The sequence below is a fragment of the Brucella rhizosphaerae genome (assembly GCF_002252475.1).
GTDB lineage: Bacteria > Pseudomonadota > Alphaproteobacteria > Rhizobiales > Rhizobiaceae > Brucella > Brucella rhizosphaerae.
This window is the reverse complement of record NZ_NNRK01000026.1, coordinates 47,910-73,619: the sequence shown is the minus strand read 5'-3', so window position 1 is coordinate 73,619 and position 25,710 is coordinate 47,910. Positions and strand designations below refer to the sequence as shown.

Here is a 25,710-nt window from a genome sequence, read left to right as displayed (position 1 = left end):
TGCCGGTCTTCATCGTTTATTAACTAATGGAGTTGTTCAGGGAGAACCCCGATGAGACTTACTTTCAAAGCAGCAATACTTGCATTAGGCGTTTTTTCTGCAGGTGCAGCGCAGGCGGCGAATGCAATCGTCACAACTAATCTCAACGTACGAACTGGTCCCGGAACCAATTATGCAGCACTAGGGAGCATTCCTAACCGCGCGCCCGTCAATGTTCAGGGCTGCACGTCAGGATATGGCTGGTGCCAAATCAGCTACGGCGGATTGTCTGGCTGGGCCTCCTCCCGATATCTTGCCATGCGCGAAGGATCGAGTAGCGGCTATTCCGACGATTTTGGACGCAATGCAGCCCTTATCGGCATTCCGTTGATCGCCGGTGTTGCCATTGGTGCCGCAATCAACGACCGCAATGATCGTTGGGACCGTCGTCATTATCGTGGTCGCGATTGGGATCGTGGTCGTTGGAGTCGTGACCGCAACTGGGATCGTTCGCGCGGCAACTGGAATCGACCTCATCGCGACGGAGCTCGCTATTTCCCAAGAAGCCGTAGCGGTGATGGTCCTCACGGCCAGTAAACATTTTCCACACCAAATAAGACGCCGCAATCTCAGCGGCGTTTTTTCATTCGGTAATGCATGTCTTTGAATGGGTTTCTTTCGAATTGATATGCTGTTTATAGACATTGGTGATACTGTCGATTTCTTGAGCACAATGATCTGAACAGACACCTGTGCAGGTCTGGAACCTTCCGCTCAAAAGCAAGAAAGTGTCCATCATGGCAAAAGGCCAAGTACGCAGCAATCGTGAAGTGCGGAAACCCAAGAAAGACAAGTCAGCTGCAGCTGAAACATCGTCCAACTCCGTAGCTGGACGCTTCCCCACACCGAACAAAGATACCGCAAAAACAAAGAAGTAATCAAAAGTCGCGGGTGGACACACTCGTCTTTCTTGATTCCAGCAACGACGCATGAAATTATGGTAGGCGCTACGCGCCTGCCCTCTTGAAGAAAATCCCGCACAACAAGGCTGAGTAATATCGGAACTGCACGCGACTATCCTACCGCTGACTGCTGATCTCAGCGGCGATATTCTATGGCTTTGAAGCCGTAACGCGACAAGAATGAAAGGGTCTGCTAGCCGCTGTAGCGCAATGAAAGCACAGGCAGATGGAGCAACCCCGAAGAAAATAGGAAGTTTCGGAAATCAATGCAGCTAAGTCATTGATGTGATGGCGATCCCGACTGGATTCGAACCAGTGACCTACGGCTTAGAAGGCCGGTGCTCTATCCAGCTGAGCTACGGGACCTCACCATCAGAACCCGGCCTTAACATAAAGCATTGGGCCGGGCAAAGCTGTTACTTCATATTCCCGCAAATCTCATTGGATTTAAGAGAAATTATGAAGCAAATTTAGATTGTTAATGCGTCCAGGGCTGTTCACGATCAAAGCGGAAGTTGTCCGAATAGGAAACCTTGCGGCGCTTCGCTTCGTGCGGCTCAATCACGCGATAAGCGATACCGTTGCGCGTCGCGTATTCGATCGCATCTTCGCGGCTGTCAAATGACAGGCGAATCTGGCTCTTCATATCGCCAGAAGAGGTGTAGCCCATCAAAGGCTCAACCTTGCGAGCGCTTTCCGGCTCATATTCCAGAAGCCAGTTTTCTGTTTTGGCTTTACCAGACTGCATTGCGGTCTTAGCTGGACGGTAAATACGTGCAACCATTTGAAGAACCTTGATCTATGATCTTGAACCCTCTGAGGGGCGATAATTTCACCAAGGCAATAGTTTACACGTCACATCATGTCAACGCGATAAAGACGCACGCCACAGCAACTAACTGCGACATACTCATCTTGATAAATTTTTTGAAAGAATGGTCGGAGCGAGAGGATTTGAACCTCCGACCCTCTGGTCCCAAACCAGATGCGCTACCAGGCTGCGCTACGCTCCGTGCTTTGTAAGCGACCCTTCCCTAGATAATCGCTGATTATAAAGCAAGCCATAAAAGTAGCTTTTCCGAATTTTATTCACACCCTTACGCTTATTTGCGTTTTCGAGCTTTTCAGAAAGGTCAGGAACCAATGAAGGGTTTAAACGTTTCCTCTACATCATCAAATTTCAGGAGTTTCAGAGTGAATCGCAACGGACTTTATCTGGTTATCGGTGCTCTTATCGTCGTAGTGGCTGGTTTCGCTATCTATACCTATCAGGAAGAAACCAAGCCTTCCGGCATTGAAATGAAGATCGGTGAAGGCGGCGTTTCCATTCAGGAAAACTAATCCTTTAGGGTGATAACCTCACCCGAACACACCAATAGGTAGGCGCTTGCAAAAGGTTATAAACATATAAACCGATTAAGATTTCAAGCGCTTACCGTTTGTGATGCAACGATTCTGTTCTGTCCATGTTATTTGCGTTGCCACGACAACGGAGGATAGAAATGGATATCCAGACTTCAGATGCACTGTACCGTCGCCACGAAAATGAATGGGCGGCATTCCGTGATGCAGTTCAGCAAAAAGAGTCCAGCCAGAAAAGCAGTGAGCCTGCTGCTGGTGAGACCTTTTCGGGCAACAAGTCATCCGGCCAGGAATAGTCCATTCCGACTACTTTGATTAAACGCCGCGCAAGCGGCGTTTTTTATTGTCTAACAATACCATGAAATCTTAGAATCAAGAAAATTCATTTGGGATTTCAAACCCATCCGCTACTTTCAGCGCATCAGAATAATTTCATCACCTTGGGATCAGGAAATGTCGGCACAAAAAGTAGCAATCATTACAGCAGGCGGCAGTGGCATGGGAGCTTCATCCGCACGCAAGCTTGCACAGGACGGCTTTGCTGTCGCAATTCTCTCATCGTCTGGCAAAGGCGAAGCACTGGCCAAGGAATTGGGCGGTATCGGCGTTACGGGCTCAAACCAGTCCGTTGACGACCTTAAGAAGCTGGTCGATCTCACTGTAGAAAAATGGGGTCGTATCGATACGCTCATCAACAGTGCCGGCCATGGCCCTCGTGCTCCGATTCTCGATATTACCGATGAAGACTGGCACAAAGGCCTCGATACCTATTTCTTGAATGTGGTTCGTCCGAGCCGACTTGTTGTGCCATTTATGCAAAAGCAGAAATCCGGCACGATTATCAATATCTCTACCGCATGGGCTTTCGAGCCGAGCGCTATGTTCCCGACTTCGGCAGTGTTCCGTGCAGGCCTTGCTTCTTTCACCAAGGTATTTGCGGACACTTATGCACCCGACAACATTCGTATGAACAATGTCTTGCCTGGCTGGATCGACAGCCTGCCAGCCACTGAAGAACGCCGCGACAGCGTACCTTTGCAGCGTTATGGCAAAAGCGAAGAAATTGCTGCGACCGTTGCATTCCTTGCATCAGAAGGTGCTGCCTACATTACCGGCCAGAACCTGCGCGTGGATGGCGGCCTCACCCGTTCCGTCTGATAAATTCCCCGGTAACGAAATGCGAAGGAAGACCCGTTAGTGTCTTCCTGTCGCGATTCGGACAGGGGACAAATGACAATGGCACCAAGGAAGCAGAGTTCCCGCTCGACAAAACGAACGACTGGACGCTCTGGCGGGCGTTCCACCGGGCGTAAGAGTGGTTCAGGTTCATCCACACCAATATTGGCGCTTGGCGCGATTTTAGGTCTGGGTGCGTTCAGTCTGTGGGCAACAGCCCAACATAAGAGCCCGCAGGCAGCATTGACTGCCTTGTTCCAGCGCGCCGCGCCGCAGGTCACTTCTTCAGCTCCTGCTAAGGTGGAAAACAAACAGCATGTCGAGAAGGCTGTAATCGAGAAGAAAACCCAGTCCAACGATTATGCGGGAGCTGTAGGTCCCGTCCCTCGTCCGGCTGCTCTTGTTGCGCCTACACAGCCTAAACCTGTGCAGCAAGCCGCTGTTCAGGCGTCCAAGCCGCTCATGCCAACGCAGAAGATTACACCGCCACCTGCAAGTCCTGCATCCGCCCGTGCTTTACCGATGCCGCCACGTGGTACCAATACACCTGCGCATTCCCCTTCCGTCATCTATGCGAAGGCAAAACTCACCATTCACAAGAATGCATGGGATAAATCACCTGCTATCGGTACGGTCGAAAAGGGCCGTGAAATGCGCTCTTACGGCAAGACAGGCAAATGGCATCGCGTTGTCGTACCTTCAACCAATATGATCGGCTGGGTGCATGAAGATCAGTTGCGGGGCGGTCGTAATAAGCCCGACACTGCACAGATCATTACCACTGGATCGATTGCCAAAAAGCCGCCAGCAGCGGCCCCTGCAGCTCCGTTGACCCAGAAGGCACGCATTCAGCCTCCAATGTCTGTTGGACAGAAGAACTAATTTTCCTGTGTAGATTTTGCCATGGCTACGATCTGCGGATCACCAGGCAGATAATCGAACCCAATTGTAAGCATTGACGATGTGTCGGCGATCATGTCGCCGTACAGCTGCTCATAAAGTGTCTTCTTACCCACCAGCGTCAGCAGTATCCTCATGCAGACGGCAGGAACCGGCATCAGCCGCAACGGTCGGCCTATAGCTGCGCGCGCCTTTGATACAAGTTCGCGCGTTGAACGCGGTTCAGGCTCCGCCAGATGAAAGATTTGCCCTGCGACTTTGTCCGACGGAGCCTTTGCCAGAAACACCAAGGCACGCGCCGCATTTTCCAGCGAAACAAAGCTTCTGTGATTGTTGGCTGACCCAAATGGTAGTGGCAGACCAGTGTCACAAAGCTTCATCAAAGCCCGCAGATTGGCACGGGCTTCTGGTCCATAGACAAGGACGGGCCGAGCGATCACCACTTCAATGCCAGTCATGGCGAGCAAAGCTGCTTCGGCCTTGGCTTTGGCGCGGCCATAATCATCACGCGGCGCAAACGGCATATCCGGCATAAGCGGCGATGAATTACCGGCAATCGTGTAAATCGTGGAAACAAAGATGAAGCGTCGCACGCCTGCCTGTTTCGCCTTTTCAGCAAGCGTAACCGTCAGGCGATGATTGACCGCATCAAACTCATCCGCCTGCGGGCGTTCAGCTCCTGTTCGATGGGCGAGGGCCGCGCAATGAATAACCGTTTCCACATCGGAAAAATCAGCTGCTGACAACTCGTTGCGCGAAAGGGCAAGGGTCTCATAACCCTCGCTTGCAAGACAGCGCAAGACAGCGCTTCCAATAAACCCACTGGCTCCGGTAACGGCTGTCTTCATCCCTCACCGTGACCGGCTTCTGACAACACCTGTGCGGCCAGCGTACGGGTGATACGGGTTTTCTGCTCCAAAGCTGCGCGATCAAGACGATCCACAATTTGAATTGCAGACAAAAGCGAGCGTTCGATACGGCTCACCAGATAGCTGACCACATGTGGCTCAACGCTGATCTGCCGGTCGGCAAAAAGTTTGTGAATGACACCGCCGAGCAGCATATCGTCAGGTTCTGCGATCTCCACAACCGTCGCCGCCTTAAGGCGCGATGCGAGATCTGGAAGCTTTACGTTCCAGTTTGCAGGCAAAAGGCGTGATGTCATCAGCAGTGAAGGCCCTGGTCCAAGAGCCGCATTTTGCCTGACACTGTTAATGAGATGGAACAAACCCGTCTCGTCAAAAGGAGCGCCACCGATATTATCGATCAGAACCGGGTATTCAGCGGCACCCGTTACCGCCTCACTGCTGATGGCTTTGGGATCAGCCAGCAGTGCGCCTGTGGCCGCGCGCCAGACTTCAGCCAGATGCGTCTTGCCCGCACCCGTCGGCCCAGCAAGGATCACCACCGGCGCGACCCAGTTCGGCCAGCGATCAATAAGATCCACCGCAGCACGGTTTGACCCCGTGACCATAATGTCTTCGCGGTGATAGCCAGGCTGATGCTCAAGAGCGAGCGGAATCTGACGCGGTGCGTCACTCATCGCTTTCTCCTGAGAATCTCGCCCGGTTATGTGTCAATTTCATTTCTCTTTGCCTGCATTCTCGCCAGCCTCGATCAGCGGCCCGGCATCGGAATGAGGGCTCTTATAGACCGGGTCGTACATCGGAGAATGGAGATAGCGATTCAGTGCAAACCGCACAAGCACCCCGACCGCAGCAGCAGCGGGCACTGCAACCAGCATTCCAGTGAAGCCAAACAGGGAACCGAAGGCGAACAGAGCGAACATCAGCCACACCGGATGCAACCCGACGGACGAGCCGACCAGCTTTGGTTGGAGGATGTTTCCCTCGACAAACTGGCCTAAGAAAAACACGGCTGCAACCGCAACAATCATGATCCAATCAGGCCAGAACTGGACCAGCGCAACGCCGATTGCAAGCGTTAGTCCAACGAAGGAGCCGATATAGGGAATGAAGCTGATAAGCCCCGCAAAAAAGCCGATAAGCAGGCCAAAATTAAGCCCTGTCAGGGTCAGGCCGATAGCATAATAGGTGCCGAGAATGAGGCACAAAGTACCCTGTCCACGCACGAAGCCAGCCACTGCCGCGTCCATGTCACGCGCAATGCCGCGGACGGTGTAAAGCTGCCTGCGCGGCACCCATGAATCAATGCGATCGACCATGCGATCCCAGTCGAGCAGCATGTAGAACGCAACCACCGGCGTAACGATGAAAAGACCTGCAATATCAATGAGAGATTTCCCCGAATTCCACAGGGACTGCAGCAATGTGGACAGGAAACCAGCACCCTGTTGCAGCAGCATGCTGAGGTTTTCCTGAATGACAGAGCTATCGATACCGATATAGCGTTTCAGCCATTGCGAGTTCTCATTTGCCATAAGTGCTTGCAACTGAGAGATATAGTCAGGCAGCTTTGAAATAAATTCCGCAAGCTGCGTCGCAAGAATTGGGATTATGATCATCAATCCGACGACCAGGATCATCAGGAAGATAAGCAGAATCACAATGGTTGCGGCCAAACGCGACAACCCCAGTCGCTCCAGCCTGTCTGCCACTGGATCAAGAAAGTAAGCCAGCGCCATGCCCGCTACGAATGGCAGCAGGACCGGGCTGAACACCACGAGAAACAACAGGAATACCGCAACCGTGCAGGTCCAGAACATGGCCTGACGACGAACGCTTGATCCGGTAAAGCCGCCGACTTCCACATTGACGTGAATATCGCCATCGCGTGCCACGGCTTCTGATTGTTGTATCGTCTTGCTCGTGCTGCCACGCACTGGCGCTGGTTTCTTGACCATGTTGATCCATTCTCTGCAAAGATAGGCCGTTAAGACAGCACTATAACAAACTGACGTTACTATTCTCGTAAGCGCAGACCGATAAGGATAGTTAGGCCACAGTAAAAAGATTGCAATGTTTATGCATGAGACGCACTCATGGCGTCCGACAGGTTACACCAAATGCACACCATCAGAAATTTCGGCAGATTCCTGCGCTGTTTTGCGCTTTTCCAGCCTCCCGGCCTTGCAGGTTCAGCAATCTCATGTCATTGCGCCCTTAAATATTCCCCACTAGGGGCACAGCCCCGTTTCAGGCCAGTTTCAGGAGCAGGTGATGACCACGGAAAATACCCCCGCCAGGAAAAATGGACTGACTTACGCGGAAGCTGGTGTCGATATCGATGCAGGCAACCTGATGGTCGACAAGATCAAACCGCTTGTTCGCTCCACGCGCCGTCCGGGTGCTGATGGCGAAATTGGTGGCTTCGGCGGATTGTTCGATCTCAAGGCCGCAGGCTTTACCGATCCTGTTCTTGTTGCAGCCAATGACGGCGTTGGCACCAAGCTCAAAATCGCAATCGACGCTGACAAGCACGACACGGTCGGCATTGACCTCGTCGCGATGTGCGTGAACGATCTTGTCGTTCAGGGTGCAGAGCCACTTTTCTTCCTCGACTATTTCGCAACCGGCAAGCTGTCGCCCGATCAGGGTGTGGCTATCGTTTCCGGCATTGCGGAAGGCTGCCTTCAGGCTGGATGTGCCCTTATCGGCGGCGAAACGGCTGAAATGCCGGGCATGTATCGCGATGGTGACTACGATCTGGCCGGATTTGCAGTCGGTGCTGCTGAACGGGATCGTTTGCTGCCACGCGGCGATATATCCGAAGGCGACGTCATTCTGGGTCTTTCCTCTTCGGGCGTTCATTCAAACGGCTTTTCACTGGTGCGCCGCATCGTTGAAATGTCCGGTCTTGGCTGGAAATCAGATGCACCATTCCAGCCCGGTGCAACGCTTGGCGAGGCGCTGCTGACGCCAACCCGCATCTATGTGAAGCCCTTACTGGCTGCAATCCGTGCTTCGGATGGCATAAAGGCACTCGCACATATCACTGGCGGTGGCTTCCCGGATAATATTCCGCGTGTCCTGCCGGAAGGTCTTGCTGCAGAAATCGACCTGAATGCAATCAAAGTGCCTGCAGTATTCTCATGGCTTGCAAAAACCGGTGGTGTTGAGCCACTCGAAATGCTGCGCACTTTCAACTGCGGCGTCGGTATGATTGCCGTTGTCACGCCTGACAAGGTTGATGAAGTGGTTGCTGCGCTGGCTGCTGAAGGCGAAAATGTCATTACGCTCGGCCGCATGGTCAGGCGCGAGGGCGAAGGCGTCGTCTATCAGGGTACGCTGGCATTATGAGCCGCAAGCGGGTCGTTATTTTCATCTCGGGCGGCGGCTCCAATATGGAGGCGCTGATCCGGGCTGCTCAAACACCCGATTTTCCGGCTGAAATTGTTTCAGTCATTTCCGATAAAGCAGATGCGGGCGGCCTTACCAAAGCACAAGCCGCCGGTATCGCTACGCAGGTTTTCACCCGCAAGGACTATACTTCCAAGGATGCACATGAAGATGCAATCCTTGATGCGCTTGCGGCGCTGAACCCGGATATCGTTTGTCTTGCAGGCTATATGCGGCTTCTGTCGGGCAAATTCATTAAGCCTTATGAGGGGCGCATCCTCAATATCCACCCTTCCTTGCTACCGCTTTTTCCCGGCCTGCACACGCATCAGCGTGCGCTCGATGCAGGCATGAAACTGGCAGGCTGCACCGTGCATCTGGTGACGGAAGGCATGGATGAAGGCCCGATTCTGGCACAAGCTGCGGTTCCAATTGTTGACGGCGACACTGAAGACAGCGTCGCGGCACGCGTCCTGACAGCCGAACACATGATCTACGCGGTTGCGCTCAAGAAATTTGCCAGTGGCAACGTGGAAACCGCTCTATCGCAGGATGCAATGGTACTCAGCTTCTGATCCCACGGCAGAAGCTCCTGTCAAAGCGCATTTGTCGCCCAAACAGGAGATTAGGCGCGACAAATTCATCACACCCCAATTTTTTCGTTAACAAAACTTTAATTCCCGTGAAAATGCCCTAATTCCACTGCGTAAGGGGATTTGCTTCGGCAACCCTTGAGAGTCGCATGGGCGTCTCTTTCTGTTTTGTATTTATTAGAGGACAACATCATGTCTCTCCGTTTCTCGACTTCCTTCCTGTCGGCTATGGCCGTCATTTCGGGCATCGCGATCACCGCTCCTGCCCTCGCAGCTGACTTCGTAGCGCCTCCCGGCTCAGGTCGCACTCAGCCACGTTCGGAAGTTGGCACCCTTTCCTGCGATATTTCCCCTGCTATCGGTGTCATCATCGGCAGCCAGCAGGACGTGGATTGCGTTTTCCGGCCTGTGCACGGTCGCGGCCCGGTTGAACATTACACCGGCAACATCACCAAAATCGGCGTTGATATAGGCTTCATCAATGGCGGCACCATTGCATGGGCCGTTTGGGCGCCAACCGTTCGCCCCGAAGGCGCTTTGAAGGGCCGTTATGTCGGCGCTTCGGCAAATGCTTCGATCGGTATCGGCGCTGGCACCAACATTCTGACTGGTGGTTCGTGGAAGACAATCTCCCTGCAGCCTATCTCGCTTCAGGGCCAGAAAGGTCTCAACGCAGCTGTTGGACTTTCCAAGCTCAAGCTGAACTACGCAGGTTAATCCGACCCGATAATTCAGAAAGCCCGCGCCCAACATATGTTGGGCGCGGGCTTTGTTTTAAGCCAATTTTCTAATCCAGATCTTTGTATCGTGGACCGCTAAACCACCATAAGGGGCGGCAGGCTCGGCCCCAATAAGCGTATTGATCCCCTCGCCGCGCTCAAATGTGGCATTCGGAAAAATGCCTTCAGACACCACAACGCCGCGTTTTTGACCGGTACGCAATACGGCATGAAGCACGACTTCTCCGCGATGATTGCCAATTTCGATCCGCTCACCATCAGAAATATCGAGATCAGCCGCGTCATCCGGATGAATGAGAAGCTCTGGTCTGATTTCCTTGGCAAGCGATGTGGGCGTTTCGGCAAAAGTCGAATTCAGAAAATTATGGGCAGGCGATGTTGCAAGGCGGAATGGATGCTCTGCATCCACAGCCTCAATCACATTCCAATAGTCTGGAAACTCTGGCATCGATTGATGCGGTCCCTGCAAACCCATGACTTCTGGCGGTTTGTTCGGTGACGGGCTTCCGGTCCAGTCAGGACGGAAACGGAATTTGCCATCCGGCCACTTAAAGCCATTGATATAATGCGCTTCCTCAAACGGAGGCTGCAAATCGACAAAGCGTTTTTCCTTCAGCTCATCGAAATGCGGAAGATCGCTGTTAGCATTCATATTGTCGATCAGCGTGCGCTCATCGACGTCAAAGCCGGGCAAATGGGCGATGCCTAAGCGTTTGGCCAGCTCGTTAATGACGAAGATGTTCGGCCGTGCCTCTGCAAGAGGCTCAATCAGCTTGGGGCCGAGCACGACATGCTGCTGACCGCCGCCGCGATAAATATCGTCATGCTCCAGGAACGTCGTCGCAGGCAGAACCACATCGGCCATCTTGGCCGTATCGGTCATGAATTGCTCATGTACCGCCACAAAAAGGTCTTCACGTGCAAAGCCCTTCCGTACCAGACGCTGTTCCGGCGTCACATTCATCGGATTGGTGTTCTGGATCAGCATTGCAGTAACAGGAGGCCCGCCATAAAGCGCTTCACTGTCACCTGTGAGAATGCGCCCGATTTTCGATTGATCAAGAAAGCGCAGAGTTTTGTCCTGCATCGCGCTTCCTTCGATCTCGCGCTTGTCCATCTTGAAGATGCCGGAGTTGGAATGAAATGCGCCACCGCCCTCATATAAGAATGCACCAGTCACACAGGCAATTGACGCTGCGGCATGCATATTCACCGCACCATTGCGCTGCCGGGTAAAGCCATAGCCAAGACGGAAATAGGTCCGCTTGGTTTGGCCCACCAGATGCGCGAAAGCCTCAATTTCTTCAACATTGAGGCCGGTGATTTCAGCCGCCCATTCAGGCGTGCGGGAACCAAGATGTGCCTCCAGCCCCTTTGGATCATCAGTGTAACAGTTGAGATAATCCCAATCGGCAAGGCCATCGCGGAACAGCACATGCATGACAGCGCAGGCAAAGGCGCCATCAGTGCCGGGCTTGAGCACAATACCCATATCTGCCTGCCGTACAGTGGCATTGGCGTAAATATCAATGACAACGATCTTGGCGCCACGGTCTTTGCGGGCCCGCACAGCGTGGGTCATAACATTGACCTGAGTGGCGGCCGCATTGGTGCCCCAGATGACGACCACATCGGCTTTTGCCATCTCACGCGGATCTGGCCCCGTCAGACTTCCCGTTCCGGCAAAATAGCCCGTCCAGGCCATATTTGTGCAGAAACTGTCGAACTGGTTCGAATAACGCTTGGCAAAACGCAGTCGGTTGATGGAATCGCGCTGCACCAGCCCCATTGTTCCCGCGTAGTAATAAGGCCAGACACTTTCACTGCCGTAAGTCTCTTCAGCCTTGATGAAACGCTCGGCAATCAGATCGAGAGCTGCATCCCAGGATGCCTGTTTCCACTCACCATCACCCTTTCGACCCGCGCGAATGAGCGGATGCTTCAAGCGATCAGGGTGATGAACGCGCTCGGCATAACGTGCCACCTTGGCGCAAATCACACCTGCGGTGTAGCTATTATCCTTTGCGCCGCGCACCCGGCCAATGGTGCGCTCGTCCAGCAGCTCGATATCAAGCGCGCAAGTGGACGGGCAATCATGCGGACAGGCAGAATGTCCGATTTTGATATTCGCTTTGGGGGACAACTGGTTCATAGTGCTTTTTTAGCGCAACCCATCTTCCGCAGAAACGAATTTCTCACGAATTAAGAAGCCTGCGACGAAATATATTTTTAAGCCAGCCGCAACGTGATCGCACCAAGCACAATAAAGCCTGCTGCCAGAAAACGCGGCAGTCCCACTTTCTCTTTGAGAATGAACGCAGAAATCAGCACACCAAACAGGATCGCTGTCTCTCGAAGAGCCGCAACCACTGCAATCGGTGCCATCGTCATCGCCCATAGGGCAAGGCCGTATGAACCCAATGTTCCCAAACCGCCTACAAGTGACGGACGCCAACGATTACGAACATAGTGCAGAAAGCGATCCGGCTCACGATAGAGTGCCCAGCCAGCAAGCGGAAAGGCGTTTATCAAAAATAGCCACAACGTATAAGATAAGGTGTGACCTGATGCGCGCACCCCTACGCCATCGATGATCGTATAGGCCGCGATAAAGCCCGCATTAGCCAAAGCTAGCAGCGCGGTTTTGCTGGAAGCGCCGCCATTACGACGCCGCGCTTCAAGCGCCATAGCCAAAACACCGGAGCATATAAGGATCACGCCAATCCAGCTACGCCAGCTCATCACTTCGCCAATCAGCGGTGCGCTGACAAGCGCCACGAGCAAAGGTGGCGTGCCACGCATGATCGGATAAGCTTCGCTCATGTCGCCCGATTTATAAGCGGCTGCCACCAGCGACATGTAGAAGACCTGAGTGATGGTCGAGAGCCCAATAAATATCCAGCTCGACGGATGTGGCAGCGGTAAAAATGGCAGGAAAAATACAGCGACCAGTCCCGCCGCTCCAGTCACGCTGGCTGCAGCAAAAAACTTGTCACCACTTCCCTTTACGATAGCATTCCAGCTTGCGTGGAGAAACGCGCCACAAAGGACTATCAGCAGAACGCTACCAGACATGCAAAACTCGACTCAGATGAGAGCGGATGATGACAGTTTTATGTCACATTTAACTGAGCTCGGATATTGCCGAAAGCGACGAGGCATGAAACAAGCGCGAACATGAATTACCGTCACGCCTACCACGCCGGGAACTTTGCTGATGTCGTCAAGCACGTCATCCTTTCCCGCCTCATTGAATATCTCAAGCGCAAGGATCAGGCCTTCCGTGTGATTGATACCCATGCGGGTATCGGTCTTTACGATCTGCGCGGCACTGAAGCTGAGAAAACCGGCGAGTGGACCGGCGGCATCAGTCGGGTATTGGATGCGGTCGAAAAAGGTGAAGTTTCACAAGCGGCCATCGAACTGCTTCAGCCTTATCTCGACACAGTTCGCACGGTGAACAAAGGCAATAAGCTCAAGCATTATCCCGGTTCTCCGCTTCTGACGCGGCATCTGCTACGCAAGCAGGATCGTCTTTCAGCGATTGAGCTGCATCCGCAAGACGCCAAAAAGCTGGCAAAGCTGTTTGACGGCGACTATCAGGCACGCGTTATTGAACTTGATGGATGGCTGTCGCTTGGTGCGCATATGCCTCCCAAGGAAAAGCGTGGGCTTGTGCTTGTTGATCCGCCTTTTGAGATAGAAGGCGAATTCGACCGTCTCGTTGATGGGCTCGTCAAGGCTTACAAGCGCTTTCCCGGCGGAACCTATGCGTTCTGGTATCCGGTGAAGGACCGTAAAGAAACGGAGCGCTTCTCGAAGCGTCTGCGAGAAACCGAGATTCCAAAAATCATGCGGATCGAACTTGCGATTCGCGCGCCATCATCCGAACCACGCCTTGATGGCACCGGAATGATTGTCGTCAACCCGCCCTTTACACTGGAAAGTGAGATGCAAATCCTGCTTCCCTGCCTTACCAAGTTGCTTAGCGAAGAAAAGGGGGGCAATTTCAGCATTCAATGGATACGCGGTGAGACGGATCGCACTTGACCGTCGCTGATTGCTGAATGAAACTGCACCCTGACAAGTTTGGAAAACGAGCTTCATGCTCGAATTGTGAGACAGGATAGAGACATGCAACGCAAGTTGGATCGCATCGGACAGTTTTCTCGAGCAGCCATGCTGGCCGCTTCGGTTCTTCCCCTGACGTTCGCTTCCCTGCCCGCAAGCGCCGCCGACTACCTCACATCGGCTCCGGCATCCGTCGGCGATGCTGGTCTTTGCAGTCAGCAAGGGGTTTTGCGCAGTGTCGTTGCAGATTTTGGATATCAGGTCCGCAATGTTCCGAACCTGCCGCAAGTTGGCATTTCGGCCATGAGCGATGTTCGCCTCACCCGCTATGAACCAAAGAATAATCCGGCGCAGATCGAACGTACCTATTGTAAGGCAACTGCTGTTCTCAGCGACGGTCAGTACCGTTCGGTTTGGTACATGGTAGAAGAAGCCCAGGGCTTTGCTGGTGTTGGCCAGAATGTCGAATTCTGTGTTGACGGCTTTGACCGCTGGTTCGTCTACGACGCAAGCTGCCGCGTTCTGCGCTGATAGTGCCCATGATGCTGCGCAAACTGGCGACGCTTTCGAGCGTCCTTCTTGCCACTTTTTTTGCAGCGCTGCCCGTAGTGGCGCAGGACCGGGGCAATAGTCGCCCCGGTGATTTCGATTTCTATGTTCTGTCTCTTTCGTGGTCGCCAAGCTATTGTGCTCTGGAAGGCCCAAGAGCGAATAAACAGCAATGCGGCATCAGCCGACCATTCGGTTTTGTGGTTCATGGCCTTTGGCCGCAGAATGAGCGGGGATATCCGGCAGATTGTCAGTTCGACAATGCCCGCAGCCGTGGCAGTTTTGTTCCTCGCCAGATCGTTTCAAGCGTTTCTGATATCATGCCATCAACCGGTCTTGTTGCGCATCAGTGGCGCAAACACGGAAGCTGCTCAGGTCTCTCGCAAAGCGATTATTTCGCCACTGTTCGCCAAGCTTATCAGCAGGTGAGCGTTCCGCCGAGCCTTCGCAGTCTCACTTCGGGACGACGCGTCGATCCTGCGCTGGTTGAAAAAGCATTTATTGCCGCAAATCCCGGCATGAAGCCCGACGGCATATCCGTATCATGCCAGAGAAACTATCTTCAGGAAGTGCGCATCTGCATGACCAGGGATCTCAAGTTCCGTTCCTGTGAACAGGTCAATGCCAACGCATGCCGCAGTCGTTCAGTTATGATGCCCACGACCAGATCATCTCGTTAAGCCTGCTGTAACTAACTGTTTTTGCGAGCTATAATCCGCAGAACCGCTTTGCACTTTTTCTGGAAAATCTCTCTGTAATTTTCACAACCAGGAATGGAGATGACTCAAATCCTCTATTCACCCGCCTCGCCCTACAGCGCAAAGGTGCGTATGGCCGCCCATCATGCGGGTATTCCGTTTGAGAGTGTTGTGGTTACGACCTCTGCAGAGCCGGAAAATCTCATCAATGCCAATCCGCTTGGCAAAATTCCAACCTTGGTCACGGAAGATGGCAAGTCGGTGTTCGACAGCCGTGCAATCATGCAGTATTTGAACCGCACGTCTGGGAACAAGCTGTTCCCGCGTAATGCTGAAAAGCGCACCGATGCGGAACGCTATGAGGCAATTGCAGACGGCCTGTCCGATGTCTTGCTGGCTCACGTTTACGAGCGCCGCGCGCGTCCTGAAGAAAAAGTGCATCAACCATGGCTTGATCTGCAATGGCGCAAGGCAGAACGTGCACTCGATTTCTTAAACGAAGCCCCTCCTCGCCTTGCTGGAAAGCTGCATGGTGGCCATCTGGCTGTGGCGGCCACTCTTGGCTATCTGGGCCTGCGCTTTGAAGGCAAATGGGAGCGTGGTCGGCCAAAGCTCAAGCGTTGGATGAAACGGTTTGAAGAATTGCATCCCGAACTCTCAAAGCTTCTGCCTCACGGTTAAAAAAATCGAATAATAAAAAAACCGGGCAGTTTCCTGCCCGGTTTTTTCTGTTCAATTACGAAGTAATTAGAACTTGTAGCCAACGCCAACGCGAATGTCGTGGGTGTCGAGCTTGTTACGGACCGATTCGGTACCGAGGTCGTAGGTCTTGTTACCGAACTGGGTGTAGCGGTATTCAACGCGACCAAGGATGTTTTCGGTCAGCTTAGCTTCCAGACCGGCACCAGCAGTCCAGCCAACGCGGAACTTGCTTTCGTCTTCAACGCCGTTGTCGAGCTTGATCTGCGAACCAGCAACACCAGCAGTGATGTAAGGCATAATTGGGTTCAGGTCGTAGCCGAGACGGCCACGCAGCGAGCCTTCAAAGCCCTGCTTGACTTCAAGATTGTCAAGGGACTTCTTGGCCCAGGAGTAACCTGCGTCACCTTCAACACCATATACGAACTGGTCCTGCTGGAAGTTCCAGCCAGCATATGCACCAGCCTTCATGTCGTTAGGCTTAATCGTTGGATCGCTAAAAGTCGAAGATTCGTTCTTAGCCTTGTTCCAGCCGTAGCCGAGGTACAGACCGGTGTAACCACCAGCCCAGCTCGACACTGGAGCCATTTCAACAGGAGCTGGAACAGGTGGCTGTTCCATGATGGCGTCAGCTGCGAAAGCAGTTGCAGAGAACGGCAGCAGCGCAGCCGAGGCGATTACAAGAGACTTAAGAGTGCGCATAGCATTCTCCTTACAAAAATTACCTTTAGCGCGGTCCCTTATCGGGTGGGCAACATCTTGGGGAGTAAATTACCCGTGCCGCGCTGACAGGACAGACATATCGAGGGTAAATGCGGCACGATCTGCCCCCTTCTGTGGAGAGAACCTGACGAGAACATGGCAAAATTGCGATGTTGCATTCTCGCAACGCTCCTCTCATGCACCTATATAGGGACAAGCGGCGTCTATGTTTTTCGAACTGAAAAACCCGATACAATTGAAACCACTGAATTTGCTAGGTTTTTGTCAGCAGTGAACATTGGACCCCTTAATTTTTGCTGTATTTTTTCCGGCAAAATGGCATGAAATGAAGCGATGAATCACGATAAGAAAGTGTTTACCCTGTTTGAAAATCCGGAAACCAACCCGCTTGCCAATTGCCCTGTTCTGGTGACGGGGGGCGCGCGGCGCATAGGCAAGGCCATTGTCGAAGACTTGGCAGCTCACGGCTTTCCGGTGGCTATTCATTGTAACCGCTCAATTAATGACGGCGAAGCGCTTGCGGCGTATATTGTTGGGAATGGCGGCAAAGCCTGCGTTGTACAGGCCGACCTTTCTGATGAAAGCGATGTACGTGGGCTGCTGCGACAGGCAACAGAGCAACTCGGGCCGATTCGCTTGCTTATTAACAATGCCTCGCTGTTTGAAGACGATCGCGTCGGCAATCTGGATATGCAGCTTTGGGATCGCCATTTTGCGATTCATTTGAAAACGCCGGTGATGCTAGCGGAAGAAATGGCGAAAGCACTGCCGGAGAAGACTGATGGCCTTATTGTCAATGTGATCGACCAGCGCGTCTGGAAACTGAACCCGCAGTTCTTTTCCTATACACTTTCAAAGACGGCACTCTGGAACGCCACAAAGACACTGGCACAGGCGCTGGCACCACATATTCGCGTCAATGCTATCGCCCCGGGTCCAACTTTGCCCAGCGAACGCCAGAATGCCGATGATTTTGAATTGCAGGTCAGTCGCTTACCTTTGCAACGCGCACCCGACCTGTCGGAATTTGGACGTACTGTTCGCTACTTCTGGGAAAACCGCTCGGTAACAGGCCAGATGATTGCACTTGACGGTGGGCAGCATCTGGCGTGGGAAACCCCGGATATTGCAGGAATTACGGAATGACCGGACCACGCAAGACCACTGATGATGCTATTTCACGCCAGCCATCTGATGATGAGCAGGATGTGGCCGGTATTATTATGGGCGATGCAGAATCTGACGAGGATGATGACGTAATCGAAGAGGTATCGGCCGTTGCCTCGGCTGCCGATTCGATCCAATGGGATTCGTCGGATGGATTGCCTGACACCAACGGTCTGAGCGGCGCTGACATTATCAATGCCTTCGTCAAACGCTTGCCGAATAATCCGGGCGTCTACCGTATGTTCAACAGCGACGGCGACGTGCTTTATGTCGGCAAGGCCCGCAGCCTAAAAAAGCGTGTCTCTAATTATGCGCGCGGGGTGGGTCATTCGAACCGCATCACCCGCATGATCGGTGAGACGGCGACAATGGAATTCGTCGTCACGCGCACTGAGACCGAAGCATTGCTGCTTGAAGCGAATCTTATCAAACGCTTGCGGCCGCGGTTTAACGTGCTGCTGCGCGACGATAAGTCGTTTCCATACATTCTGTTGAGCGGCAATCACCGTGCGCCTGGTATTTTCAAGCATCGCGGCGCACGCACCCGCAAGGGCGAATATTTTGGCCCCTTTGCTTCCGCAGGTGCCGTTGGTCGCACGATTAACGCGCTTCAACGCGCTTTTCTGCTGCGCACATGCACGGATTCGGTATTTGAAACACGCACACGCCCCTGCCTGCTTTATCAAATCAAACGTTGTTCCGGCCCATGTACGCATGAAGTCAGTGACGAGGATTATGCGGAACTGGTAGCCGAAGCCAAAGCCTTCTTGTCCGGCAAAAGCCAGACCGTGAAGGATCATCTTGCGGCAGCGATGCAGGCAGCTTCTGCGGAGCTCGATTTCGAACATGCTGCGGTTTATCGTGATCGCCTCTCGGCTCTTTCACATGTGCAATCGCATCAGGGCATCAATCCGCAGACGGTTGAAGAAGCAGATGTATTCGCCATCCATCAGGAAGGCGGCATGACCTGTATTCAGGTCTTTTTCTTCCGTACAGGTCAGAACTGGGGTAACCGCGCCTATTTTCCTAAAGCCGACAGTTCACTCGGGCCTGCGGAAGTGCTCGGCGCATTCCTGTCGCAGTTCTACGATGACAAGCCGTGCCCTAAACTGGTTCTGCTCTCCGAAAGCGTTGAAGAACAAGCACTTATCGCTGAAGCGCTATCTTCGCGGACGAGCCATCGCGTGCAGGTCAATGTTCCGCAACGCGGAGAAAAGAAAGAATTAGTCGATCATGCTCTGACCAATGCGCGCGAAGCGCTGGGACGCCGACTTGCAGAAACCTCCTCACAGGCACGCCTCCTGAAAGGGTTGGCTGAGACCTTTGGCCTTCCACATACGCCGCGCCGCATCGAAGTCTATGATAACTCGCATATCATGGGCACAAATGCAGTTGGTGGCATGATCGTTGCTGGACCAGAAGGCTTCGTCAAGAATCAGTATCGAAAGTTCAATATCAAATCGACTGACATCACACCCGGCGATGACTTTGGCATGATGCGCGAAGTGATTGAGCGGCGGTTTTCCCGACTGGTCAAGGAACATGGCGAACCGGTGCCTGTAAGCGAGACCGATATTCCTGAGATGGCAAACGACGCCTTCCCGTCATGGCCCGATGTTATTCTCATTGACGGCGGGCAAGGTCAGGTCGGGGCTGTACGGCAAATTCTCGGCGAGCTGGGCATAAGTCAGTTGGTGACTTCCATTGGTATAGCCAAGGGCGTGGACCGCGAAGCAGGACGCGAGCGCTTTTTTGTTGAAGGTAAGCAAGCCTTTACGCTGCCTCCGCGCGATCCGGTTCTCTATTTCATTCAGCGCATGCGCGATGAAGCACACCGTTTCGCCATTGGTACACACCGCGCAAGGCGCAAGAAGGAAATGATTTCCAATCCACTCGATGAAATCGCGGGAATCGGTCCAACGCGCAAGCGCGCACTTCTCCATCATTTTGGAACGGCAAAGGCTGTGTCCAGAGCAGCAATAGAGGATTTGATGCAGATCGATGGCATATCGGAGGCGATGGCAAAAACCATTCACGACCATTTTCATGATCGATGACGTAATTTTGTCCGGGTTTGGGCAATTAATTCCCCAATGGCGTCATTACGCCCCGGCAGAACAGGCGCGCAGGTGTTGATTTTATCGGTCATCCCTGATGATGTGCACCAACAACGAATGCGGCGGTACAATGCGGAAAAATCACACTCTCTCTTTACCCAACATTCTGACTTATGTGAGAATTCTTGCGGTGCCTCTGGTTGCTTTATGCTTCTTTGTTGAAGGCCGCCTTCATTCCAGTGATTTTGCTCGTTGGAGCGCATTGGGAATTTTTGTTTTTGCGAGCATTACAGATTTTTTCGACGGATATCTGGCGCGTGCATGGAAACAAACCTCCACGATAGGACGTATGCTCGATCCAATTGCTGACAAGCTGTTGGTTTCTACCTGTCTTCTTTTGCTCGCGGCTGATCCAGCAAAGACAATTGCGGGCTGGAGCCTTTGGGCTGCAATCATCATCCTTTGCCGCGAAATTCTTGTATCGGGCTTGCGTGAATATCTCGCCGAGTTGAAGGTCAGCGTTCCTGTTTCGCAACTTGCCAAGTGGAAAACCACCGCACAGATGGTTGCATTGGCGTTTCTGCTCGCTGGCCCTGCAGGGGAAAAAATCCTGCCTTACACAACCGAAATTGGCATCGGCCTGCTTTGGATTTCAGCCATCCTGACGCTTTACACGGGCTGGGATTATTTCCGCGCAGGCCTCAAACATGTGATGGATTGATCGTTTTGCGCGTAAATCTGGTCTATTTCGCCTGGGTGCGGGAAAAAATCGGCAAGGGAGAGGAAGTCATAGAGCTTCCTTCCGAAACGATCAGTGTTGGCGCGCTTATTGCTCATCTAAAAAGCCTAGGCGATCAATATGAAGTGGCGTTTGAGCATGAGAATGTCATTCGCGCCGCTATCAACCAGGAACATGCTGAACATGATGAACTGGTCAGGGACGGCAATGAAGTGGCGCTTTTTCCGCCAATGACCGGTGGCTGATATGGCCCGTACATGACAAAGCAATCGACCTGCCCCCTTTTCATCAGCATCCGCGCTGCTGACTTCGACATCGCCGCAGAGATTAACAAGCTTAGCGAAGGTCGCAGGGATATCGGGGCTGTAGTCAGCTTTACCGGCCTCTGCCGTGATGAAGGCGGCAGGCTTTCAGCTCTTGAGCTGGAACATTATCCCGGAATGGCAGAAGCTGAAATCCGCCGTATAGCCCATGATGCCATTGAGCGCTGGCCGCTATCAGGTGTCTCTATCATTCACCGTTATGGGCTCATTAAACCCGGCGAAAATATCGTTCTCGTCGTCACTGCCTCAACCCATCGACAGGCCGCTTTCGAGGCTGCTTCGTTTCTGATGGACTTCATGAAAACGGGAGCCCCGTTCTGGAAGCGAGAACATCTGATCGATGGCAGCGTCGCCGGATGGGTAGAATCAAAAGCCGAAGACGAGCAAAGCCGCGGACGCTGGCAGAAGAGCTGAAGCCCTTCATTTTTACGGGCAAGTTGTCGCAGGTAAAACAGTTTTTCACATAGAAAGAGTTTCACTCGTTCTATTTAATGACGAATTAACTATTTAACCCCCTAAAATATAGGGTATTTTGGATGGTGTGTGACCGCACCGCCACAATTTTCACATGAAGCGGCGTTTATTGTCTGCCTCATGAATCATGATGTCTGCGGGCGTGGGATCACTGAAACAATCAGCCGGTTGTCAGCGCCGCCAGAGACACAAGACAAAAAATGTGAGGAACGGAAGTTTCGGATTTGGCAATGCTAAAAGGACTTACGAAAACTCTATCAATCGTGGCGGCGCTCGCAGCAGGCATTGGTGTGCTCGGCGGAGCGGCCATGTTTTTAACAACGTCCATGCCGACTGCCAGCATAGCAGCTGATAAAACCATTAGTGGTAAGGTCGTTTATCGTGAGCGCATTGCTCTGCCGCCGGAAGCACGTCTTATCGTGCAGCTCAATGATATTTCGCTCGCTGATGCACCCTCCAAAATTATCGGAGAAACACAGCTAGACGCCCCTCAGGGCTCCCCAATCCCCTTCGCAATTAATTTTGATACGGATGGGATTGAACCCCAGCATACCTATGCTTTGCAGGCGCGCATCATCGCCGGCGATACGCTCTGGTTTGTGAGTGACGAACGTTACACCGTTGACCCGAAAAACCCTGATGAGCCTGTTGAAATCAAGGTCGTCATGGTTCGCAAGAGCGCCGATGACGCTGTGACGATTGGCATTGAAGGCAAGGACTGGCTCGCAGAAGACATTCAGGGCAGCGGAGTCATTGACACCGCACAAACTACATTGCTGGTGGATTCCGACGGTACTGTCAGCGGCTCGGGTGGCTGCAATCGCTTTATGAGCAAAGCAGTCATCTCAGGAAGCAGCATTTCTTTTGCCGATATCGGCTCGACCTATATGCAGTGCCCGCCAGCTCTGATGACCCAGGAACGCAAGTTCCTCGATGTTCTTGGCAAAACACGATCGTACAAAATGGACGCCGGAAAACTTGTTCTGATTGACGAAGGCGGCGACGAATTGGCACGGCTTGCCCAAAGCCTCTGATTTTATAAATCCAGAAACAAAAAAAGCCCGGAGAAATCTCCGGGCTTTTTCTTTGAATTCCTCAGCAATTAGCCGACGATTTCGGTACCGGAGAACCAGTAAGCGATTTCTTCAGCTGCAGTCTCAGGAGCATCCGAACCGTGAACCGAGTTTTCGCCGATCGACAGAGCAAATTCCTTACGGATGGTGCCTGCGTCTGCGTTTGCTGGGTTGGTTGCACCCATAACTTCACGGTTCTTGGCAATAGCGTTTTCGCCTTCGAGAACCTGAACGATGGTTGGGCCGGAAGACATGAATTCAGTCAGTTCGCCAAAGAAAGGGCGTTCTTTGTGAACAGCGTAGAAGCCTTCAGCTTCACGCAAGCTCATCCAGACGCGCTTGGAAGCGACAACGCGCAGACCAGCTTCTTCAAGCTTGGCGGTGATAGCACCGGTCAGGTTGCGGCGGGTCGCATCAGGCTTGATCATGGAGAAGGTACGTTCGATTGCCATTATGACACCTTGTATGATGGAAAATTAGAAAAGTGAGGCTCTATAGCGTTGATAGCCCCGATTGCCAAGGGGGAGGCCCTCAGCCAAGTCTCTTATCAGCTTGAGACGGCAGAAAATTGACTGCATAGATGGAGAAATCGATTCATCAGAGCGGTTTCGATTCAAAGGGAATGATTGAAGTCGCTCTATCTGTTTATTTTTCGTATTTACCTCACGCAAAACTGCTTCGCGCTTTTGCTGGAAATGCTTCAGGGGGCAATCATGGAACAGCACTTTCAAATGTTCGCCTATTATAATCGGTGGGCCAATGAACTGCTCTATTCCGCAGCAGCAGATCTGAGCGATGTTGATTACCGGCTAAATCTGGGATTATTTTTCGGATCGGTGCATCGAACCTTCAACCACTTGCTGGTTACTGACCGCATCTGGATGAAACGCTTTACCGGCGAAGGTGATCATCCAAACCAGCTCGACGCCATCATCACCGACGATTTCATCAAACTGCGTGACATGCGAAGGGCCGAAGACGAGCGCATCTGCAAGTACATTGAAAGCATGAACGCCGAACGCCTTTCCGGCCGCTTCACATATATGACGGCAACAAATGTACGAACGATAAGCCAACGGGTCGCCCCTGCACTCGGCCATCTGTTCAATCACCAGACCCATCACCGCGGACAAATCCATGCTGCCCTGACAAAGCTCAGTGCAGATGCGCCATCGTTGGATCTCATTCAGTTTCAACGCACAGAAGCGGGTCGTCGCTTCGCCTGATACTTGATGTCGATACTTGCGGAAATTTCCGAAGCCGTGCAAAAGCCTTTTCACCATGCTTATTCTTGACGATATCTCCGTACGTATTGCCGGACGCCTTTTGATCGACCACGCCAGTGTAACACTGCCTGCGGGGTCGAAGACGGGTTTTGTCGGGCGTAACGGCACTGGAAAATCCACCCTGTTCCGCGTCATAACCGGTGACCTTGCGTCTGAAACGGGCAGTATTTCTCTACCGAGAAATACGCGCATCGGTCAGGTGGCTCAGGAAGCACCCGGCACCGAAGACGCGCTGATCGAAATCGTCATGAAAGCCGACAAGGAGCGCGCAGCGCTTCTCGAAGAGGCTGAAACGGCGACCGATCCGCACCGCATCGCCGAAATTCATACGCGGCTTGCTGACATTAATGCGCATTCCGCAGAAGCGCGCGCAGGTGCTATCCTGTCAGGTCTCGGCTTTAATGCTGAAGCGCAACGCAGACCCGCTTCCGCCTTCTCCGGCGGCTGGCGTATGCGCGTGGCACTCGCAGCCGTTCTGTTTGCAGAACCCGATCTATTGCTGCTTGACGAGCCAACCAACTATCTCGACCTTGAAGGTGTGTTGTGGCTTGTCGATTATGTGAAGCGCTATCCGCACACTGTCATCATCATCAGCCATGATCGTGATCTGCTGAATTCGGCCACCTCTTCGATCATGCATCTTGATCAGAAAAAGATCAGCTTCTGGCGTGGCAACTACGATCAGTTTGAGCGGCAGCGCCATGAAATGCTGGAACTGCAACAAAAGGCGCATGCCAAGCAGGAAGCACATCGCAAGCATATGGAATCCTTCGTGGAGCGATTCCGTGCCAAGGCCACAAAGGCCCGTCAGGCGCAGTCTCGTATGAAGGCGCTGGAAAAGCTCAAACCCATTGAGCTTTACGTCGACAACAATGTGCAGCCGTTTCGGTTTCCAGATGCGGACAAAAAGACGGCATCACCAGTCATCGCCCTCGACAATGCCGATGTCGGCTATGTGCCAGGCAAGCCTGTGCTGTGCAATGTTACGCTGCGCATCGACAATGATGACCGTATCGCGCTGCTCGGTTCAAACGGTAACGGTAAGTCGACACTCGCCAAGCTGATTGCCGGACGGTTACAGCCGGAAAAAGGCGACCTGACCCTTTCGCCGAGCCTGAAAGTCGCTTTCTTCGCTCAGCATCAGATGGATGATCTGATCCCCGAAGACAACGCCATCGAACATGTGCGCAAACTGATGCCGGGTGAGCTGGAAGCCAAGGTACGCGCGCGCGTTGCCCATATGGGGCTTTCGACCGAGAAAATGCTTACGCCTGCCAGGGATCTCTCCGGTGGCGAGAAGGCACGTCTTCTGATGGGGCTTGCGACCTTCCATGGTCCCAACCTGCTGATCCTCGACGAGCCCACCAACCACCTCGATATCGATAGTCGTGAAGAGCTCGTGCACGCGCTCAACGCGTTCAACGGTGCGGTGATCCTGATCGCCCATGATCGCCACCTGATCGAAGCCACCATGGATCGTCTGTGGCTGGTGCGCGAAGGCGGCGTGAAAGCATTCGACGGCGATCTTGATGAGTATCGTCAGATTGTTCTGGCCGACGCCAAAGGCGATCAGGTTTCCGAGCGTGACGAAGGCCCGAAAGTAAACAAGGCAGAGCAACGCAAGCTGGCTGCACAGAAGCGGGAAACATTGGCTCCCTTGCTCAAAAAGATCAAGGAAGCCGAAGGGTTGATGCAAAAACTGCAGAAACAGATTCAGGGCTTCACGACACAGTTGGAAGACCCTGCTCTTTATGAAAAGGAACCGCAGAAGGCGATCCGGATCAACAAAGAGATGAGCGACGCAAAGTCAGCGCTCGCCGATGCAGAAGACAAATGGCTGGAAATGTCTTCTGAATATGAAGAAGCGATGGCTGATTAAT

28 protein-coding genes and 2 tRNA genes are annotated in these 25,710 nt (G+C 52.9%); 20 read left to right on the top strand and 10 right to left on the bottom strand.

The window, feature by feature from the left end; genetic code table 11:
- Positions 1-51 precede the first annotated feature (51 nt).
- Entirely contained in the window at positions 52-576 is a 525-nt protein-coding gene (locus tag CEV32_RS09640; protein WP_094576636.1) for an SH3 domain-containing protein, read from the top strand.
- A 654-nt stretch (positions 577-1,230) separates the two neighbouring features.
- Here CEV32_RS09640 and CEV32_RS09630 read toward each other — a convergent pair.
- The 3 genes from CEV32_RS09630 to CEV32_RS09620 form a co-directional block, all read right to left on the bottom strand.
- Positions 1,231-1,307, bottom strand: a tRNA-Arg gene (locus CEV32_RS09630).
- 112 nt (positions 1,308-1,419) lie between these two features.
- Positions 1,420-1,725 (bottom strand): ETC complex I subunit, encoded by a 306-nt coding sequence (locus CEV32_RS09625; RefSeq protein ID WP_094576632.1) that lies wholly within the window; start codon positions 1,723-1,725, stop codon positions 1,420-1,422.
- A gap of 152 nt (positions 1,726-1,877) precedes the next feature.
- Positions 1,878-1,954: transfer RNA gene (locus tag CEV32_RS09620), tRNA-Pro, on the bottom strand.
- A gap of 181 nt (positions 1,955-2,135) precedes the next feature.
- Between CEV32_RS09620 and CEV32_RS23675 the strand changes: the two genes are divergently transcribed.
- The 4 genes from CEV32_RS23675 to CEV32_RS09605 all read left to right on the top strand — a co-directional run bounded on the left by CEV32_RS23675 (position 2,136) and on the right by CEV32_RS09605 (position 4,361).
- On the top strand, positions 2,136-2,282 hold the full coding sequence (locus CEV32_RS23675; RefSeq protein WP_094576630.1) for a hypothetical protein: 147 nt from the start codon (positions 2,136-2,138) through the stop codon (positions 2,280-2,282).
- Positions 2,283-2,443: 161 nt separating this feature from the next.
- Positions 2,444-2,599: a hypothetical protein gene (locus tag CEV32_RS23670; protein ID WP_167382782.1), complete on the top strand. Its 156-nt coding sequence runs from the start codon at positions 2,444-2,446 to the stop codon at positions 2,597-2,599.
- Positions 2,600-2,756: 157 nt separating this feature from the next.
- A complete protein-coding gene (locus tag CEV32_RS09610) occupies positions 2,757-3,461 on the top strand; it encodes an SDR family oxidoreductase (protein WP_094576628.1) in 705 nt (234 codons plus the stop codon).
- A 78-nt stretch (positions 3,462-3,539) separates the two neighbouring features.
- The gene (locus CEV32_RS09605) at positions 3,540-4,361 is read left to right on the top strand and encodes a hypothetical protein (protein WP_094576626.1); all 822 of its coding nucleotides are present in this window, start codon (positions 3,540-3,542) and stop codon (positions 4,359-4,361) included.
- Here CEV32_RS09605 and CEV32_RS09600 read toward each other — a convergent pair.
- The 3 genes from CEV32_RS09600 to CEV32_RS09590 are packed head-to-tail and all read right to left on the bottom strand — an operon-like array spanning position 4,358 to position 7,203.
- Complete coding sequence (locus CEV32_RS09600) at positions 4,358-5,227, bottom strand: NAD-dependent epimerase/dehydratase family protein (RefSeq protein ID WP_094576624.1); 870 nt, start codon at positions 5,225-5,227, stop codon at positions 4,358-4,360. The two genes, CEV32_RS09605 and CEV32_RS09600, sit on opposite strands and share 4 nt — an antisense overlap.
- Positions 5,224-5,922: a DnaA regulatory inactivator HdaA gene (gene hdaA, locus CEV32_RS09595; protein ID WP_094576622.1), complete on the bottom strand. Its 699-nt coding sequence runs from the start codon at positions 5,920-5,922 to the stop codon at positions 5,224-5,226. Before hdaA ends, CEV32_RS09600 begins: the two co-directional genes overlap by 4 nt.
- 39 nt (positions 5,923-5,961) lie before the next feature.
- Complete coding sequence (locus CEV32_RS09590) at positions 5,962-7,203, bottom strand: AI-2E family transporter (protein ID WP_208620834.1); 1,242 nt, start codon at positions 7,201-7,203, stop codon at positions 5,962-5,964.
- 316 nt (positions 7,204-7,519) lie between these two features.
- Between CEV32_RS09590 and purM the strand changes: the two genes are divergently transcribed.
- From purM to CEV32_RS09575, 3 genes are all read left to right on the top strand, one after another.
- Positions 7,520-8,599, top strand: a complete 1,080-nt coding sequence (gene purM, locus CEV32_RS09585) for a phosphoribosylformylglycinamidine cyclo-ligase (RefSeq protein ID WP_094576620.1) — start codon at positions 7,520-7,522, stop codon at positions 8,597-8,599.
- Positions 8,596-9,213: a phosphoribosylglycinamide formyltransferase gene (gene purN, locus CEV32_RS09580; protein WP_094576618.1), complete on the top strand. Its 618-nt coding sequence runs from the start codon at positions 8,596-8,598 to the stop codon at positions 9,211-9,213. The genes purM and purN overlap by 4 nt, the downstream gene beginning before the upstream one ends.
- Positions 9,214-9,423: 210 nt before the next feature.
- Positions 9,424-9,948 (top strand): DUF992 domain-containing protein, encoded by a 525-nt coding sequence (locus tag CEV32_RS09575; RefSeq protein WP_094576616.1) that lies wholly within the window; start codon positions 9,424-9,426, stop codon positions 9,946-9,948.
- A gap of 57 nt (positions 9,949-10,005) precedes the next feature.
- On the opposite strand, the gene CEV32_RS09570 is transcribed toward CEV32_RS09575, so the two are convergent.
- Together CEV32_RS09570 and CEV32_RS09565 are read right to left on the bottom strand one after the other, a co-directional pair.
- The gene (locus CEV32_RS09570) at positions 10,006-12,123 is read right to left on the bottom strand and encodes a molybdopterin oxidoreductase family protein (RefSeq protein ID WP_094576614.1); all 2,118 of its coding nucleotides are present in this window, start codon (positions 12,121-12,123) and stop codon (positions 10,006-10,008) included.
- Between the two features lie 77 nt (positions 12,124-12,200).
- Entirely contained in the window at positions 12,201-13,046 is an 846-nt protein-coding gene (locus CEV32_RS09565; protein WP_094576612.1) for a DMT family transporter, read from the bottom strand.
- Between the two features lie 102 nt (positions 13,047-13,148).
- Between CEV32_RS09565 and CEV32_RS09560 the strand changes: the two genes are divergently transcribed.
- The 4 genes from CEV32_RS09560 (at position 13,149) to CEV32_RS09545 (ending at position 15,970) form a co-directional block, all read left to right on the top strand.
- Positions 13,149-14,021, top strand: a complete 873-nt coding sequence (locus CEV32_RS09560) for a 23S rRNA (adenine(2030)-N(6))-methyltransferase RlmJ (RefSeq protein WP_094576610.1) — start codon at positions 13,149-13,151, stop codon at positions 14,019-14,021.
- 84 nt (positions 14,022-14,105) lie between these two features.
- Positions 14,106-14,573, top strand: coding sequence for a hypothetical protein (locus tag CEV32_RS09555; protein ID WP_094576608.1), 468 nt, complete (start codon positions 14,106-14,108; stop codon positions 14,571-14,573).
- Positions 14,574-14,584: 11 nt separating this feature from the next.
- Positions 14,585-15,271, top strand: a complete 687-nt coding sequence (locus tag CEV32_RS09550) for a ribonuclease T2 family protein (protein ID WP_094577451.1) — start codon at positions 14,585-14,587, stop codon at positions 15,269-15,271.
- A 99-nt stretch (positions 15,272-15,370) separates the two neighbouring features.
- Positions 15,371-15,970, top strand: a complete 600-nt coding sequence (locus tag CEV32_RS09545) for a glutathione S-transferase (protein ID WP_094577450.1) — start codon at positions 15,371-15,373, stop codon at positions 15,968-15,970.
- A 66-nt stretch (positions 15,971-16,036) separates the two neighbouring features.
- On the opposite strand, the gene omp25 is transcribed toward CEV32_RS09545, so the two are convergent.
- Positions 16,037-16,690, bottom strand: a complete 654-nt coding sequence (omp25, locus tag CEV32_RS09540) for an outer membrane protein Omp25 (protein WP_094576606.1) — start codon at positions 16,688-16,690, stop codon at positions 16,037-16,039.
- 354 nt (positions 16,691-17,044) lie between these two features.
- On the opposite strand from omp25, the gene CEV32_RS09535 reads away from it, so the two are divergent.
- The 6 genes from CEV32_RS09535 to CEV32_RS09510 all read left to right on the top strand — a co-directional run bounded on the left by CEV32_RS09535 (position 17,045) and on the right by CEV32_RS09510 (position 22,505).
- Positions 17,045-17,857 (top strand): SDR family oxidoreductase, encoded by an 813-nt coding sequence (locus tag CEV32_RS09535; RefSeq protein WP_094576604.1) that lies wholly within the window; start codon positions 17,045-17,047, stop codon positions 17,855-17,857.
- Positions 17,854-19,935, top strand: a complete 2,082-nt coding sequence (gene uvrC, locus CEV32_RS09530; RefSeq protein WP_094576602.1) for an excinuclease ABC subunit UvrC — start codon at positions 17,854-17,856, stop codon at positions 19,933-19,935. Before CEV32_RS09535 ends, uvrC begins: the two co-directional genes overlap by 4 nt.
- Positions 19,936-20,065: 130 nt before the next feature.
- Positions 20,066-20,656 (top strand): CDP-diacylglycerol--glycerol-3-phosphate 3-phosphatidyltransferase, encoded by a 591-nt coding sequence (pgsA, locus tag CEV32_RS09525; RefSeq protein ID WP_094577449.1) that lies wholly within the window; start codon positions 20,066-20,068, stop codon positions 20,654-20,656.
- A 5-nt stretch (positions 20,657-20,661) separates the two neighbouring features.
- Complete coding sequence (moaD, locus tag CEV32_RS09520; RefSeq protein WP_094577448.1) at positions 20,662-20,919, top strand: molybdopterin converting factor subunit 1; 258 nt, start codon at positions 20,662-20,664, stop codon at positions 20,917-20,919.
- Between the two features lie 12 nt (positions 20,920-20,931).
- A complete protein-coding gene (locus tag CEV32_RS09515) occupies positions 20,932-21,411 on the top strand; it encodes a molybdenum cofactor biosynthesis protein MoaE (protein ID WP_094576600.1) in 480 nt (159 codons plus the stop codon).
- A 290-nt stretch (positions 21,412-21,701) separates the two neighbouring features.
- A complete protein-coding gene (locus CEV32_RS09510) occupies positions 21,702-22,505 on the top strand; it encodes an META domain-containing protein (RefSeq protein ID WP_094576598.1) in 804 nt (267 codons plus the stop codon).
- Between the two features lie 68 nt (positions 22,506-22,573).
- Here the strand turns inward: CEV32_RS09510 and ndk are convergent, their stop codons facing one another.
- Positions 22,574-22,996 carry a nucleoside-diphosphate kinase gene (ndk, locus tag CEV32_RS09505; RefSeq protein WP_007874342.1) on the bottom strand — a complete coding sequence of 141 codons (423 nt, stop codon included), beginning with the start codon at positions 22,994-22,996 and terminating at the stop codon, positions 22,574-22,576.
- 261 nt (positions 22,997-23,257) lie between these two features.
- Between ndk and CEV32_RS09500 the strand changes: the two genes are divergently transcribed.
- Together CEV32_RS09500 and CEV32_RS09495 are read left to right on the top strand one after the other, a co-directional pair.
- Complete coding sequence (locus CEV32_RS09500; RefSeq protein WP_094577447.1) at positions 23,258-23,770, top strand: DinB family protein; 513 nt, start codon at positions 23,258-23,260, stop codon at positions 23,768-23,770.
- Between the two features lie 55 nt (positions 23,771-23,825).
- A complete protein-coding gene (locus tag CEV32_RS09495) occupies positions 23,826-25,709 on the top strand; it encodes an ABC-F family ATP-binding cassette domain-containing protein (RefSeq protein ID WP_094576596.1) in 1,884 nt (627 codons plus the stop codon).
- Position 25,710 lies beyond the last annotated feature (1 nt).

What these genes read in the sequence shown, in the direction of transcription:
- purM (WP_094576620.1), top strand. Translation starts at nt 7,520, where the DNA reads ATGACCACGGAAAATACCCCCGCCAGGAAAAATGGACTGACTTACGCG.
- ndk (WP_007874342.1), bottom strand. Translation starts at nt 22,996, where the DNA reads ATGGCAATCGAACGTACCTTCTCCATGATCAAGCCTGATGCGACCCGC.
- CEV32_RS09610 (WP_094576628.1), top strand. Translation starts at nt 2,757, where the DNA reads ATGTCGGCACAAAAAGTAGCAATCATTACAGCAGGCGGCAGTGGCATG.
- CEV32_RS09515 (WP_094576600.1), top strand. Translation starts at nt 20,932, where the DNA reads ATGACAAAGCAATCGACCTGCCCCCTTTTCATCAGCATCCGCGCTGCT.
- CEV32_RS09605 (WP_094576626.1), top strand. Translation starts at nt 3,540, where the DNA reads ATGGCACCAAGGAAGCAGAGTTCCCGCTCGACAAAACGAACGACTGGA.
- CEV32_RS09565 (WP_094576612.1), bottom strand. Translation starts at nt 13,046, where the DNA reads ATGTCTGGTAGCGTTCTGCTGATAGTCCTTTGTGGCGCGTTTCTCCAC.
- hdaA (WP_094576622.1), bottom strand. Translation starts at nt 5,922, where the DNA reads ATGAGTGACGCACCGCGTCAGATTCCGCTCGCTCTTGAGCATCAGCCT.
- CEV32_RS23670 (WP_167382782.1), top strand. Translation starts at nt 2,444, where the DNA reads ATGGATATCCAGACTTCAGATGCACTGTACCGTCGCCACGAAAATGAA.
- CEV32_RS09500 (WP_094577447.1), top strand. Translation starts at nt 23,258, where the DNA reads ATGGAACAGCACTTTCAAATGTTCGCCTATTATAATCGGTGGGCCAAT.
- CEV32_RS09495 (WP_094576596.1), top strand. Translation starts at nt 23,826, where the DNA reads ATGCTTATTCTTGACGATATCTCCGTACGTATTGCCGGACGCCTTTTG.
- CEV32_RS09625 (WP_094576632.1), bottom strand. Translation starts at nt 1,725, where the DNA reads ATGGTTGCACGTATTTACCGTCCAGCTAAGACCGCAATGCAGTCTGGT.
- CEV32_RS09575 (WP_094576616.1), top strand. Translation starts at nt 9,424, where the DNA reads ATGTCTCTCCGTTTCTCGACTTCCTTCCTGTCGGCTATGGCCGTCATT.
- omp25 (WP_094576606.1), bottom strand. Translation starts at nt 16,690, where the DNA reads ATGCGCACTCTTAAGTCTCTTGTAATCGCCTCGGCTGCGCTGCTGCCG.
- pgsA (WP_094577449.1), top strand. Translation starts at nt 20,066, where the DNA reads ATGCGGAAAAATCACACTCTCTCTTTACCCAACATTCTGACTTATGTG.
- purN (WP_094576618.1), top strand. Translation starts at nt 8,596, where the DNA reads ATGAGCCGCAAGCGGGTCGTTATTTTCATCTCGGGCGGCGGCTCCAAT.
- CEV32_RS09590 (WP_208620834.1), bottom strand. Translation starts at nt 7,203, where the DNA reads ATGGTCAAGAAACCAGCGCCAGTGCGTGGCAGCACGAGCAAGACGATA.
- CEV32_RS09545 (WP_094577450.1), top strand. Translation starts at nt 15,371, where the DNA reads ATGACTCAAATCCTCTATTCACCCGCCTCGCCCTACAGCGCAAAGGTG.
- CEV32_RS09570 (WP_094576614.1), bottom strand. Translation starts at nt 12,123, where the DNA reads ATGAACCAGTTGTCCCCCAAAGCGAATATCAAAATCGGACATTCTGCC.
- CEV32_RS09535 (WP_094576604.1), top strand. Translation starts at nt 17,045, where the DNA reads ATGAATCACGATAAGAAAGTGTTTACCCTGTTTGAAAATCCGGAAACC.
- CEV32_RS09555 (WP_094576608.1), top strand. Translation starts at nt 14,106, where the DNA reads ATGCAACGCAAGTTGGATCGCATCGGACAGTTTTCTCGAGCAGCCATG.
- CEV32_RS09640 (WP_094576636.1), top strand. Translation starts at nt 52, where the DNA reads ATGAGACTTACTTTCAAAGCAGCAATACTTGCATTAGGCGTTTTTTCT.
- CEV32_RS09600 (WP_094576624.1), bottom strand. Translation starts at nt 5,227, where the DNA reads ATGAAGACAGCCGTTACCGGAGCCAGTGGGTTTATTGGAAGCGCTGTC.
- CEV32_RS09550 (WP_094577451.1), top strand. Translation starts at nt 14,585, where the DNA reads ATGCTGCGCAAACTGGCGACGCTTTCGAGCGTCCTTCTTGCCACTTTT.
- CEV32_RS09560 (WP_094576610.1), top strand. Translation starts at nt 13,149, where the DNA reads ATGAATTACCGTCACGCCTACCACGCCGGGAACTTTGCTGATGTCGTC.
- CEV32_RS09510 (WP_094576598.1), top strand. Translation starts at nt 21,702, where the DNA reads ATGCTAAAAGGACTTACGAAAACTCTATCAATCGTGGCGGCGCTCGCA.
- uvrC (WP_094576602.1), top strand. Translation starts at nt 17,854, where the DNA reads ATGACCGGACCACGCAAGACCACTGATGATGCTATTTCACGCCAGCCA.